This window comes from Thalassospira sp. A40-3, from assembly GCF_015871485.1.
GTDB lineage: Bacteria > Pseudomonadota > Alphaproteobacteria > Rhodospirillales > Thalassospiraceae > Thalassospira > Thalassospira tepidiphila.
Window position 1 is genome coordinate 2,468,606 of record NZ_CP065428.1, and the last position, 12,657, is coordinate 2,481,262.

Sequence of the window (12,657 nt, forward strand, 5' to 3'; positions counted from 1 at the left end):
ACGCAGGAAATCATCAGGAATTATCATCGTGAATTCAGACGAACTTGCCGGTCTTTATCTTCTGACCCCGCCGAAAATCGACCTTGCACCCTTTGGCGAGAAGCTGAAATCCGTGCTGGATACCGGTGCGGTTGATTGCCTGCAATTGCGCCTGAAGGAAGTCAGCGATGATGAAATCCGCAAGGCGGTTGATACCATCCTTCCGATGTGTGCAGATCGTGACATTCCGCTGATCCTCAATGACCGTCCTGACATTGCCAAGAAATCGGGCTGTGACGGTGTGCATGTCGGCGAAGAAGACGCAAGTTACGACGAAGCACGCGCCATCATGGGCGAAGAACATATCGTCGGAGTGTCGTGCTATGACAGTCGCCACAAGGCGATGATCGTTGGTGACAAAGGGGCCGATTACGTCGCATTCGGCGCGTTTTATCCGACCGAAACCAAAGAAGCCAAAACCAGCGTCACCCCGGAAATCCTCGAAATCTGGACGACCTTTACCACGGTGCCCTGTGTGGCGATTGGTGGCATCACGGCCGATAATGTTGCGCCGCTTGTTCTGGCAGGTGCCGACTTCATTGCCGTCACCGGTGGCGTCTGGAACCATCCGGACGGGCCAGAAGCCGGTGCGAAGGCCATCAAGGCTGCGATTGCAGCAACCGACATCTGATTTCATTCATTGGCCCAGCCATGCGCGAATGATGGGGCGTTATGCGCGCAAACCCGGATCAATCTGCTTGCAGCAAAACAGCCAAACTGGTAGGTAGAGCGCCTGAAATGGGGCGCTTGCCCCTTATTGCATTGTGAATCTGTGATCTGAAAGAACGGTTTGTGCCATGAAAATCAACGGCAACGAAATCCGTCCGGGTAACCTTATCGAACATAAAGGTGCCCTGTGGCGTGCAGTAAAATGCCAGGCTGTGAAGCCGGGTAAAGGCGGTGCTTTTAACCAGGTTGAACTCAAAGACATTCGTACCGGCACCAAGCTGAACGAGCGTTTCCGCGCTTCGGAAACCGTCGAAAAGGTTCGTCTTGAGCAGAAAGAATACACCTATCTGTTCGCCGATGGTGACATGATCACCTTCATGGACAGCGAAACCTATGAACAGATCACAGTAAATGCTGACCTTGTCGGTGAAGCGGCTGTCTATCTTCAGGATGGTATGGTTGTGACCATCGAATCCTTCGAAGGTGAGCCGCTTGGTGTGACCCTTCCCGAGCATGTCGTCTTCCAGATTGTCGAAGCCGATGCGGTTGTCAAAGGTCAAACCCAGTCTTCTTCTTTCAAACCGGCTGTTCTTGAGAACGGTGTTCGTGTGATGGTGCCCCCGCATATTGAATCGGGTACGCGCATTGTCGTGAACACTGTTGAAGGCACCTATATAGAGCGTGCCAAGGACTAAGGGCGAAACCCGCCCTCTGGTTTTCATTTTAATTCAAACACCGGGAGATATGCCGTGCGAGGCGCCGCCCGTCGTTCTGCGAACATCAATGTGATGTACAAGGCTGTCGAAAAGGCAGCCTACGGACTGAAACGCGACTTCGGTGAAGTCGAGAACCTTCAGGTGTCGATGAAAGGCCCGGCAGATTTCGTATCTGCGGCTGATCACCGTGCCGAAAAACGCCTGCGTGAAGAGCTTGAGCGTTCCCGCCCCGGTTATGGCTTCCTTATGGAAGAAGGTGGCGAGATCAAGGGCACCGATCCTGAGCACCGCTGGATCATTGATCCGCTTGATGGCACCACCAACTTCCTGCATGGCATCCCGCATTTTGCGATTTCGGTTGCCCTGCAGAAGGGTGACGAAATCATAGCTGGCATGATCTATGACGTCGCCAAGGACGAATGCTTCTGGGCAGAAAAGGGCGTCGGTGCGTTTCTTGATAACCGCCGCCTGCGCGTTTCGGGCCGTCGTCGTCTGAACGAATGCGTTCTGGCGTGCGGTGTTCCGCATCTTGGTCATGGTGATCACGCGGTGTTTGAAAAGCAGCTGCACTCGGTCATGGATCGTTGTGCCGGCGTGCGTCGTATGGGGGCTGCGGCCCTTGATATGGCCTATGTCGCAGCTGGTCGTTATGACGGTTATTGGGAATCCCACCTCAATGCGTGGGATATTGCAGCCGGGATCATCCTGATCTCCGAAGCTGGCGGTTATATCCGCGATGACAAAGGCGGCACCAACATGCTTGGTACCGGCAGCGTCGTTGCAGCCAATGACTATATCCAACCGGTGCTGGCCAAAACGCTTAAAAAGGCAATCACGGGCTAACACCCGGCTTTTGTTACTGTTTTTTGAAGGGGGCGCTTCGCAATTTGCCGAAGCGCCCCTTTTGCGTTTTCGGTCAAAGCGGTTGTCCATCATCTGTCTCTAAGCTATGGTGCTTGGGACTGTGCGGTCTGATTGCGGGCCCACGGACACCAAAGGGGGGCATTCGGAAAGTTGTCGGGTGCCTAATGATCGACACAAAACTGTGTGAAATAGAACAACGTTACCAAACGATTTCAAACACAGGGTATTAAGGGGCCTGCGATTTGATGATGGGGTATTCCAAGATTTCGGTGCTTGCGATGACGGCTGCACTGGGCACAACCGTGTTCTTTGCGCCAGATGCATCGGCGCAACAATACTCCCCCGTTTCGAATGACAGCAGCGTTCAGGTAAACTGGGACGTTGCAGATGGCTATGGCGGACAGCCGACCGTTCCGCAATATCTGTCTCCCACCGTTTCACGTGATCATATCGTCGTGCCGGGCGGTGATCTGATTTTCCCGGAAACCCGACCGAAATCGACCTTCCTTGCCGCTGAACAGTTTGCCAGTGCCACAGGCAACGCTGGCTATGACGGCGGGTTTGAAACCGTTGTGATCGACGGATCAAGTGGCGGCGGCAATGCCTTCCCGACCCAATCAGAATTTTATGGCGTTCCCGGCGTCGTCCCAAATGCAACCCAGCGTGTCGCGGACATGGACGATGGCGCAAACCAGACCATTGCGCTGACCCAGCCCGAACCGACCGCCGCACCGCGCAGCAAACCGGTTGCACCACCTGTGACCGAAAGCAGCGCATCGAGCGCACCGACGCCGCTGACCAAGCCTACTCCGGCACCGGAGCCTGCGCAGACTGTTGCACCAGCGGCACCGGAACCAACCCCGGCCCCGACATCTTCCCCGGCGACAGAAACGGCAGAAGTATCTGATGCCCCTGTAGCACCGCCTGCCCCGGTCGAGGAAAACAACGCAGCACCCGCACCGGCAGCACCGGAAGTCGCGCCGATTTCCGAAACACCTGCGCCCCTGGCGGCACCTGCACCAGACACCACCCAGCCTGCGACCGAGATGGCAGAACCGGCCCCCGCGCCAACGGTGCCACCGGCACCGGCTGAAGAAGCATCCATCCCGCCAGAAACCTCTGCACCGGCTGCAATGCCGGCCACCGGTGGCGATGAATACAGCCTTGGCTTTGCCGCCGACAGCTTCGAGCTGAGCGCGGCCGCCAGAAGCCAGCTCGACAGCGTGATCGCAACGATGGGGCAGGATGAAGATCTTCGAATTCAGTTGCAGGCCTATGCGCAGGGTGACGGGGCAAATGCCTCCAAGGCGCGTCGTCTGTCGCTGTCACGCGCGCTTCAGGTGCGTTCCTATCTGATTGACAGGGGTGTGCGCTCCACGCGCATTGATGTTCGTGCCCTGGGTGCGAATGTTCCGTCCGGCCCCGCAGATCGCGTCGATATCAAAACCGTTCAACGCTAGGATTAATCCGCTATGAGCAGCAATTCGGCCAGTGGTACGGGATCCCTCCCGCCTATTACCAAACCCGGTAGTTATCTGACACGCATGGCAATCTTTGTTGCCATCATCGCCGGGGTTGGCGCCCTGCTGTTCCCGGCGCTGTCTGATGCCTTTATGGCCAATGCTGTTCTTAATGGCCTGATCCTTGGCGTGTTTGTTGTGGGTGTGATCTACACCTTCCGCATGGCCGCGAGCCTATCGCCCGAAGTTACGTGGATCGAGGATTTTCGTCGCTCCCGCCCGGGGCTGACATCGCAGGTGCCGCCGAAACTTCTGGCCCCGATGGCCAGCATGATGGCCGAACAGCGCCGTGATCGTCCGCAGCTTTCGACGACGTCCACCCGGACGATCCTTGATTCGATCCGCTCCCGCCTTGATGAAAGCCGCGAATTGTCGCGCTATGTCGTTGGCCTTTTGGTGTTCCTTGGTCTGCTCGGCACCTTCTGGGGCCTGCTTCAGACCGTGAACTCGGTTGCTGGTGTGATCAGTAACGTCAATGTCGGCAGTGGCTCGAACATGGACCTTTGGTTCTCCGAGCTTAAAGACGGCCTGTCCGAACCACTGAGCGGCATGGGCACGGCGTTTTCGTCCTCGCTGTTTGGTCTTGCGGGATCGCTGGCCCTTGGTCTTCTGGACATGCAGGCCGGTCAGGCGCAGAACCGTTTCTTCAACGACCTCGAAGAATGGCTTTCAAGCTTTACTCGCCTTGGTTCGGGTGGCGGCATTTCCGATGGGGAACAGTCTGTTCCGGCCTATCTTTCAGCCCTGATCGAACAGATGGCCGATAATATGGAAGGGTTGCAAAACTCCATCCAGCGGTCGGAAAGTTCACAGATCAAATCGCATAACACGTTGATTGATCTGGCGGATAAGCTGTCGACCCTGACTGATCAGATGAAGGCTGAGCAGCAATTGATGGTCAAGCTGGCGGAAAACCAGATGCACCTCAAACCGGTCCTCGATCAGCTGGCGGATTCGATGAAAATGGGCAGCTTCGGGATTGATGATAATACCCGCGCCCACATCCGTTCCCTTGATAATACGCTTGGCCGTATTGGCGAAGAACTGACCATGGGCCGCCAGCAATCCACACAGGAAATCAGAAGCGAGATCAAGCTCCTCGCCCGTACCATCGCCGCCATCGCCGAGGAGGGCTGATCGAATGATCGGGCTTTCGCGCCGTCGTAACCGCGATGTAAATACCTGGCCGGGCTTTGTTGATGCGCTTGCCACACTTTTGATGGTGATCATCTTTCTTCTGATGATCTTTGTCATTGCGCAAGTGTATCTGGGTGCGGCCCTTTCCGGGCGTGACGAGGCGCTAAGCGATCTGACCGCCCAGGTTAACGAGCTGACCAACTTGCTGTCACTTGAACGTGGCAACAATCAACGTATGGAACTCGAACTCACCCAGCTGACGACCGAGCTTTCCAATACCGCTGATCAGCGTGATGATCTGCGCGCGCGCGCGGCCACCCTTGCCGATCAGTTGGCGGCAGCCGAACTTTCAACGGACGAAATCGAACAGAAACTTCTGGCCGCCCTTGCGTCGCTTGAAGACAAGGAAGCCGAACTGACCGAGCTTCGCGAAACCACGGGCGAAAAGATCACCGATCAGGAAACCCGGATTGACGAGCTGTCGGCCCTTCTGGCATCGCGCGCGGCTGAACTGGAAGAACAGAAGAACCTAAGTGACGAAGCCAAGGCACAGGTCGCAGCCCTTAATCAGCAGATGTTGGCTCTCCGCCAACAACTGGCACGGATCGAAGCCGCGCTTGAAACGTCCGAACGCGAGAACGAGGAAAAAGACGCCCAGATTGTCAATCTTGGCAATCGCCTGAATGCGGCCCTTGCCACCAAGGTTGCCGAGTTGCAGCGGTATCGTTCTGAATTCTTTGGCCGCCTGCGTGAAGTTCTGGGCGATCGTCAGGATATCCGCGTTGTCGGGGACCGGTTTGTCTTCCAGTCCGAAGTTTTGTTTGGATCGGGTGAGGCAGAGCTTGGCGAAGAAGGCAAGGATCAGTTGGCCAAACTGGGCGAAACGCTGACCACGATTGCCGCCGACATTCCCGATGATATCGACTGGGTGATGCGCGTTGATGGCCATACTGACAAGGTGCCGATCCGAAACCTTCAGTTCGCCTCGAACTGGGAGCTTTCGGCAGCGCGTGCGATTTCGGTGGTCAAGTTCCTGATTGATCAGGGGGTACCGCCCAACCGCTTGGTTGCTGCGGGCTTTGGCGAATATCAGCCGCTTGATAACCGGGATGACGAAATCGCCTATCGCCGCAACCGCCGCATCGAGTTCAAGATTACCGAGCGGTAATCGGATTTAGGAGAACATAGCTTTTAACGGCACCCTTTATGGGTGCCGTTTTCGTTTGGGCGCATTGAAAATCAACAAAAATGGAACCAATCCGCGTTGTGTTACGTTCAATACAGATGAGCCTTTCAACAAACAGGAGGCCCAAATGACCAAAACACATCGCGAGACCGTTGGCGTTTTTGACGATATCAAAATACTCCAACAGGCGGCTGATGATCTGGCGCAAGTCGGGTTTGATCAGCAAAAGGAGCTTAGCCTTCTTGCGAGCGAGAAAACCGTCGACGACAAGCTTGGCCATATTTATCGCAAGGCCGAGGATGTCGACAGCGATCCTGACATGCCACCACTGGCCTACACAACACCGACACCGATTGGTAATGCCGAAGGCGCACTGATCGGTGCCCCGATGTATGCGGCAGCCTTTGGTGCAGCCGGTGCAGTAATCGCGGCTGGTGGCCCCATTGCCCTGACCATTTCGGCAATCCTCGGTGCGGGCGGTGTTGGTGCCGCCGCAGGCGGCGTGATTGCCGCAATGATCGGCAAGAAGTACTCCAGCAGACTGCAAGAAGAGCTTGATCAAGGCGGCTTGTTGCTTTGGATCAGAACACCCGATCCGCAGACCGAGGAACGCGCCAAGGATGTGCTTGGTCGTCACGACGCGCGCCTGATTGAAACCCATGACGTATCAAACGCCACAACCAAACGTGACGTGGTCTGATACGCATTTACCACCAACAGTTTGAATTGCGTGATGCCTGACAAACGGAACAAAACCCCGCCAGATTGCTCTGGCGGGGTTTTGCCTTTGTGCGGTCCCTTGCCCCGGGAACCGCACATCGGGGTTTTGATCAGAGGGACTTGGTGCAGAAGTAGAAGTCCACGTAATCATAATCCGGATTGGATGCCCGTTCTGCGGCGGCCTTGGCGGTATGGGCCGGTGGGACAATGACCTTGTCACCCGGCTGCCAGCCTTCTGGCGTTGCCACACCGTGCTTGTCGCTGGTCTGCATCGCATCAATCATGCGCAGGAATTCCGGGATCGAACGCCCGTTGCTCATCGGGTAGTAGACCATGGCACGCAGTACGCCTTCCGGATCGATGATAAAGGTCGCGCGCACGGCCGACGTATCACCTGCACCCGGATGGATCATGCCATAGGCTTGGGCGACCTCCATTTTAAGGTCGGCAATGATCGGGAACGGGATTTCCACACCAAAGTTCTGTTCGATGTTGCGCATCCACGCAATGTGCGAATGCGTGCTGTCAATCGACAGGCCCAGCAATTCACAATCGCGTTTGGCAAATTCATCGGCGTGTTTGGCAAAGGCGATAAACTCGGTCGTGCAGACCGGTGTGAAATCAGCGGGATGGGAAAACAGCACAAGCCATTTACCACGATAGTCGGACAGGGATTTGACACCATCGGTGGTCGGCGCAGTGAAATCCGGCGCCGGTTCATTAATGCGCGGCAAACCGACACTAATCTTCGGAGATTCAGTCATAGTCAGACTCCTACGTCAGGAATTTGGATCCGCTCCAATTCATTACATTATAATTATTTAACTTATCAAACGAGTACGATGATATTTGTCAATGTAGGATCCGCTCAGTGCGAAAAAAATTCGTGTGAAAACAGTGCCGTGTTTCCTATTTGTCAGTGCTGCATTGTTATTTGATCGACTCTCACCGTCGCGGTTGTTCTGACACGTTTACGGCATTGCAGATGGTGGTTTTCGCTGGCTTGACTTGCGGCTTATGGTTAGGGTCTTTGCGCTCGCCACCAGATTTTGAAACACCTTTCTTGCGTCGGAGCCCCCATGCTGCGTGATATTTCGCCCCAAAGTATATTCATGGGCCTGCTGGCAGGTTTTGTCGGGACGGCCAGTTCGTTTGCGGTTGTCTTGCAAGGTCTTGCCGGGGTCGGTGCCAGCCCCGAACAAGCTGCATCCGGGCTGATGGCGTTGTCCATTTCCATGGGGCTTTGCGCAATTGTCCTGTCGCTTAAAACCCGACTTCCGATCAGCATAGCCTGGTCAACACCCGGAGCTGCGCTTCTGGCGACATCCGGTGCGGTTGAGGGGGGCTTTGCCGTTGCCGTTGGTGCCTTTATCGTTTGTGCCATCCTGATCATTATCAGTGGCATCTGGAAACCGTTGGGCCGTGCGGTTGCAGGGATCCCGGCCCCACTTGCCAATGCAATGCTGGCCGGTGTCTTGCTGGGTCTGTGTCTGGCACCGGTCAAGGCGGTTGCCTTTGACCCGTTGCTTGGTCTTCCGATTGTGATTGCGTGGATCGTGATGGGGCGGTTTAACCGGTTGCTTGCCATCCCTGCCGCCCTTCTCGCATTCGTTGCAGTGATGGTGTTTGGCGTCGAGTTTCCTGAAAATGCCATCGCCGATCTGGGCAGTGCAATTGCGCCCCCCGTCGAATTTGTCATGCCTGAATTTACCCTGACCGGATTGATCGGCATTGCCTTGCCGCTTTTCATCGTCACCATGGCATCCCAAAACATTCCGGGCACAGCCGTTTTGCGTGCCAATGATTACGATACCCCACCGGGACCGCTGTTTACGGTGACTGGCATCTTCTCGTTACTTTCTGCACCGTTTGGTGGTCACGCGGTTAACCTTGCGGCCATCACCGCAGCCCTTTGTGCGGGCAAGGATGCGCATCCCGATCCGTCCAAACGTTATTGGGCGGCGGTATCAGGCGGTGTTTTTTATGTCGTGTTTGGGTTGCTCGCCGGGCTGGTTACAGCCTTTATCAGTCTGGCACCGGGTGTTTTGATCGAAGCGGTTGCCGGCCTTGCCCTGATTGGCGCCTTTGCCGGATCAGCGGTCGCCGCATTCAAGGAAGAAGACGGGCGCGAAGCCGCGGCTGTAACCTTTATCGTCACCGCAGCAGGTCTGACATTCTACGGGATTTCTGGTGCGTTCTGGGGTTTGCTTGCTGGTGGACTGATTTACTTCCTGATGCATCTGCGCAATGGCAAAAAGAAACCGGACTGAAAACTCAATCCGGTTTCGATCTTCGGTCTTAGACCAGTTTGACTTTGGGTTCGGTGCTTGGTGGTGTTTCTGCCACCTGCCCGTCTGTCAGTTTCGAAACAGCTTCGAACTGGGACAGGAAAACCTCGCCGGTCAGTTCATCAAGGAAGTGGGTCTTTTTCAGACGATCCATGACCGGGCCTTTGACCTCGGACATGTGAAGGGAAATACCCATTTCCTCAAGCCGGTGATTGATCGCCTCAAGCGATTCAAGCGCGCTTAGATCGATCTCGTTCACGGCCGAGCACATCAGAACCACATGTTTGAGGTTCTTGCACCCAACCACCCGGTCATAGAGGTAATCCTCCAGATACCGCGCATTGGCGAAATAAAGGCTTTCATCAATCCGGATCGTCAGGACAGACGGATGGGTGATGACCTTGTGGCGCAGGATGTTGCGGAAATGCTGGGTGTCGGGCACAAGGCCGACCTCGGCAATATGCGGGCGCGATGTTTTATACAAAAACAGCCCGATCGACAGAACCACACCGGCGGTCACCCCGACCTCGACGCCAAGACCAAGGGTCAGAAGGATGGTTGCCAGAACCGCAATGAAATCCGCCTTGGAATATTGCCAGCTGGTTTTCAGGATCGAGAAATCGACCAGTGACAGCACCGCAACAATGATGGTCGCAGCAAGGGTTGCCTTTGGCAGGAAGTAAACAAGCGGGGTCAGCGCCACGGCAGCAATCGCCAGACCAACAGCGGTAAAGGCCCCGGCCGCAGGTGTTTGCGCCCCGGCATCAAAGTTCACGACCGAGCGGGCAAAACCACCCGTCACCGGATAACCGCCCGTAAAGGCCGCCCCGATATTGGCCGCCCCAAGCCCGATCAATTCCTGATCCGGGTTGATGCGTTGACGGCGTTTGGCGGCCAGCGTCTGCGCGACCGAGATCGATTCAACAAATCCGATCACGGAAATCAGGATTGCCGGCACCAGAAGGTCCGTCATCAACCCCGGGCTGAAGTCCGGCATGGTCAGCGGCGGCAGGCTTTGCGGTACCTCGCCCACGATCTTGACCCCTTTATCAGCCAGTCCAAGATACCAGGTCGCCGCTGTGGTGGCGAAAACGGCAAAGACTGGGCCGGCTTTGGTCAGGACATCGGCGGTACGCGCACCAAGACCCAGTTTGCGCAAGGCAGGTTTAAGGCCCTTGCGCACCCAGAACAAGAAACCCGTGGCACAAATGCCAATGATCAGGGTCGTCTGATTGGTTTCGGGAATATGGGCAATCAGGGAGGTGACAATCTCCCAAAGGTTATGACCACCGGCATCTACACCAAGGATGTGTTTGAGCTGACTGGCGGCAATGATCATGCCCGATGCCGTAATAAAACCGGCAATCACCGGGTGTGAAAGGAAGTTCGCCAAGAAGCCCAGCTTGAACACCCCCATCGCAAGCAGGATCGCCCCGGAAAGGGCCGCAAGCGTCAGGGCAGCAAGGGCATAGCCCATGGTGCCGGTTTCGGCAATATTGCCCACGGCTGCCGCCGTCATCAGGGAAACAACCGCAACCGGACCGACCGCAAGCGCGCGGCTGGTGCCAAAGATGGCATAAAGAATGATCGGCGCGATGGAGGCATAAAGCCCCGCCTCGGGCGGCAGACCGGCCAGCAACGCATAGGCAAGCGATTGCGGGATCAGCATGATCGTCACGATCACGGCTGCAATCATGTCATTGCCAAAGGCCGTCCTGTCATAGGTCTGTCCCCAATCAAAAATCGGGACATATTTCCGAAGCATTTTGAAACGCATTGATCGATCTCTTAGATCAAGGTTGATCCAAGGCAGCGTGATCACTGCCTTGGACGAAGGGTGTTTTAGGCGCCGGTGACTTTTTCAGGCTTGGCCAGCCATTCCTTGCCGCGCAGCATTGCCTTCCAATAGATCGGCGGCAGCAGCTTTTCCTTAAGCAACCAGGCAAGGTGGGACGGCTTGGTGCCATCGATCAGCCATTTCGGGAAGGACGGCAAAAGCGTTCCGCCATACCCGAATTCGGCCAGAACGATGCGGCCACGTTCCACGGTGAGCGGACAGGATCCATAACCGTCATATTGCGCAACCGGGGATTTGCCATCGATATCGGCAACCACGTTCTCGGCAACCACCGGGGCTTGTTTGCGGGCCGCAGCAGCCGTTTTGGCATTAGGCGCATTCATCACATCGCCCAGTGACCAGATGTTGCTAAACGACTTGTGACGCAGGGTTGCCTGATCGACATCCACCCATCCGGCGGCATCGGCCAGAGGGGACACACGAATGAAGTCTGGTGCCACCTGCGGCGGGCAGACATGGATCATGTCAAAGGACTTCTCAACGCGTTCGACCTTGGTGTCGGGCTTGGCAATATCGAACCAGGCCTTTTTCGCCTGCCAGTCAATCGCCACCAGATTGTGGAAGAAGTCGAGATGTGCGTCGTATTTCTTCACATAGCTTTCAAGCGCCGGGACATAGTCCTTTACCCCGAACAGCACGCCACCGGCATTGCAGAAATCGATATCAATGTTCTTGAGAACACCATTGCGGTTCCAGTGATCGGCAGAAAGATACATCGCCTTTTGCGGGGCACCGGCGCATTTGATCGGCATTGGCGGCTGGGTAAAGATCGCCTTGCCTTCGCGCATCGAGGAAACCAGTTCCCAGGTGTACGGTGCCAAATCATAGCGATAGTTGGAAGTAACGCCATTGCGGCCCAGCGTTTCGACCAAACCATCAACGCGGTTCCAATCGAGCTTAAGCCCCGGGCAGACGATGAGACGGTCATATTTGACCACCCGGCAGCCATCAAGAATGACGGCATCGTCTTGCGGCTCAAACGCGGCCACAGCCGCCTTGATCCAATGCACGCCCTTGGGGATCAGCGATCCCATGGTCTGGGCCGTGGTGCTGGCTTCGAACACGCCACCACCAACCATGGTCCAGCCCGGCTGGTAATAGTGGATGTCGGCCGGATCGATCACCGCGATCTCAAGCCCTGAACGCCGAGCGATCAGGCTGGATGCCACCGAAATACCGGCAGCACCGCCACCGATGATCACGACGTCATATTTGGCATCGCCCTGATCGGTCGGCGTTTTGCCGCCATTGACAATCCGGCGGACAACACCGCCCATGTCATAACCGGCCGCCTTGGTGGCGCGAAGGATTTCGCTGGTATCAAGATGCGCAGCCTGGCTTAGCGACCAAAGCGTGGTCGAACGCGTGCCGGTGCGGCAATAGGCAAAGACCGGCTTGGGCAATTCATCATAAAGGCGGCCAAAATCACGGGCGTCGTCATCGCTGACCTTGCCCGAAACAATCGGCTGATAGCGCACCTCAAGCCCGGCTTCCTTGGCCGCGTTTGAAATCTCTTCAAAGGTTGGCTGATCGGCGCCCTCGCCGTCCGGACGGTTACAGACGATGGACCGGAAGCCGCGCTTCGCGATTTCCTTGACATCGTCTGCAACGATCTGCGGACTTACGGAGAACCCGTTGCTTATTGTTTTGATTTCCATGG

11 protein-coding genes are annotated in these 12,657 nt (G+C 56.1%); 8 read left to right on the forward strand and 3 right to left on the reverse strand.

Annotated features, from left to right (window positions below; genetic code table 11):
• Nucleotides 1-28: 28 nt before the first annotated feature.
• From thiE to IT893_RS11300, 7 genes are all read left to right on the forward strand, one after another.
• On the forward strand, nucleotides 29-670 hold the full coding sequence (gene thiE / locus IT893_RS11270; RefSeq protein WP_197145226.1) for a thiamine phosphate synthase: 642 nt from the start codon (nucleotides 29-31) through the stop codon (nucleotides 668-670).
• A gap of 166 nt (nucleotides 671-836) precedes the next feature.
• Nucleotides 837-1,403 (forward strand): elongation factor P, encoded by a 567-nt coding sequence (gene efp, locus IT893_RS11275; protein WP_008891362.1) that lies wholly within the window; start codon nucleotides 837-839, stop codon nucleotides 1,401-1,403.
• A 54-nt stretch (nucleotides 1,404-1,457) separates the two neighbouring features.
• Nucleotides 1,458-2,267 carry an inositol monophosphatase family protein gene (locus IT893_RS11280; protein ID WP_197145227.1) on the forward strand — a complete coding sequence of 270 codons (810 nt, stop codon included), beginning with the start codon at nucleotides 1,458-1,460 and terminating at the stop codon, nucleotides 2,265-2,267.
• Nucleotides 2,268-2,533: 266 nt separating this feature from the next.
• Nucleotides 2,534-3,748 carry an OmpA family protein gene (locus IT893_RS11285; RefSeq protein WP_197145228.1) on the forward strand — a complete coding sequence of 405 codons (1,215 nt, stop codon included), beginning with the start codon at nucleotides 2,534-2,536 and terminating at the stop codon, nucleotides 3,746-3,748.
• A gap of 12 nt (nucleotides 3,749-3,760) precedes the next feature.
• Nucleotides 3,761-4,945: a hypothetical protein gene (locus IT893_RS11290; protein WP_008891359.1), complete on the forward strand. Its 1,185-nt coding sequence runs from the start codon at nucleotides 3,761-3,763 to the stop codon at nucleotides 4,943-4,945.
• A gap of 4 nt (nucleotides 4,946-4,949) precedes the next feature.
• Entirely contained in the window at nucleotides 4,950-6,113 is a 1,164-nt protein-coding gene (locus IT893_RS11295) for a peptidoglycan -binding protein (protein WP_008891358.1), read from the forward strand.
• Between the two features lie 145 nt (nucleotides 6,114-6,258).
• Complete coding sequence (locus tag IT893_RS11300) at nucleotides 6,259-6,831, forward strand: hypothetical protein (protein WP_008891357.1); 573 nt, start codon at nucleotides 6,259-6,261, stop codon at nucleotides 6,829-6,831.
• A gap of 130 nt (nucleotides 6,832-6,961) precedes the next feature.
• On the opposite strand, the gene IT893_RS11305 is transcribed toward IT893_RS11300, so the two are convergent.
• Complete coding sequence (locus IT893_RS11305) at nucleotides 6,962-7,615, reverse strand: peroxiredoxin (protein ID WP_008891356.1); 654 nt, start codon at nucleotides 7,613-7,615, stop codon at nucleotides 6,962-6,964.
• Nucleotides 7,616-7,930: 315 nt separating this feature from the next.
• Between IT893_RS11305 and IT893_RS11310 the strand changes: the two genes are divergently transcribed.
• Complete coding sequence (locus IT893_RS11310) at nucleotides 7,931-9,121, forward strand: benzoate/H(+) symporter BenE family transporter (RefSeq protein ID WP_008891355.1); 1,191 nt, start codon at nucleotides 7,931-7,933, stop codon at nucleotides 9,119-9,121.
• A 28-nt stretch (nucleotides 9,122-9,149) separates the two neighbouring features.
• Here the strand turns inward: IT893_RS11310 and IT893_RS11315 are convergent, their stop codons facing one another.
• Together IT893_RS11315 and IT893_RS11320 are read right to left on the reverse strand one after the other, a co-directional pair.
• A complete protein-coding gene (locus IT893_RS11315) occupies nucleotides 9,150-10,916 on the reverse strand; it encodes a SulP family inorganic anion transporter (protein ID WP_197145229.1) in 1,767 nt (588 codons plus the stop codon).
• Between the two features lie 65 nt (nucleotides 10,917-10,981).
• Nucleotides 10,982-12,655, reverse strand: coding sequence for a bifunctional protein tyrosine phosphatase family protein/NAD(P)/FAD-dependent oxidoreductase (locus IT893_RS11320; protein WP_197145230.1), 1,674 nt, complete (start codon nucleotides 12,653-12,655; stop codon nucleotides 10,982-10,984).
• Nucleotides 12,656-12,657: the final 2 nt, after the last annotated feature.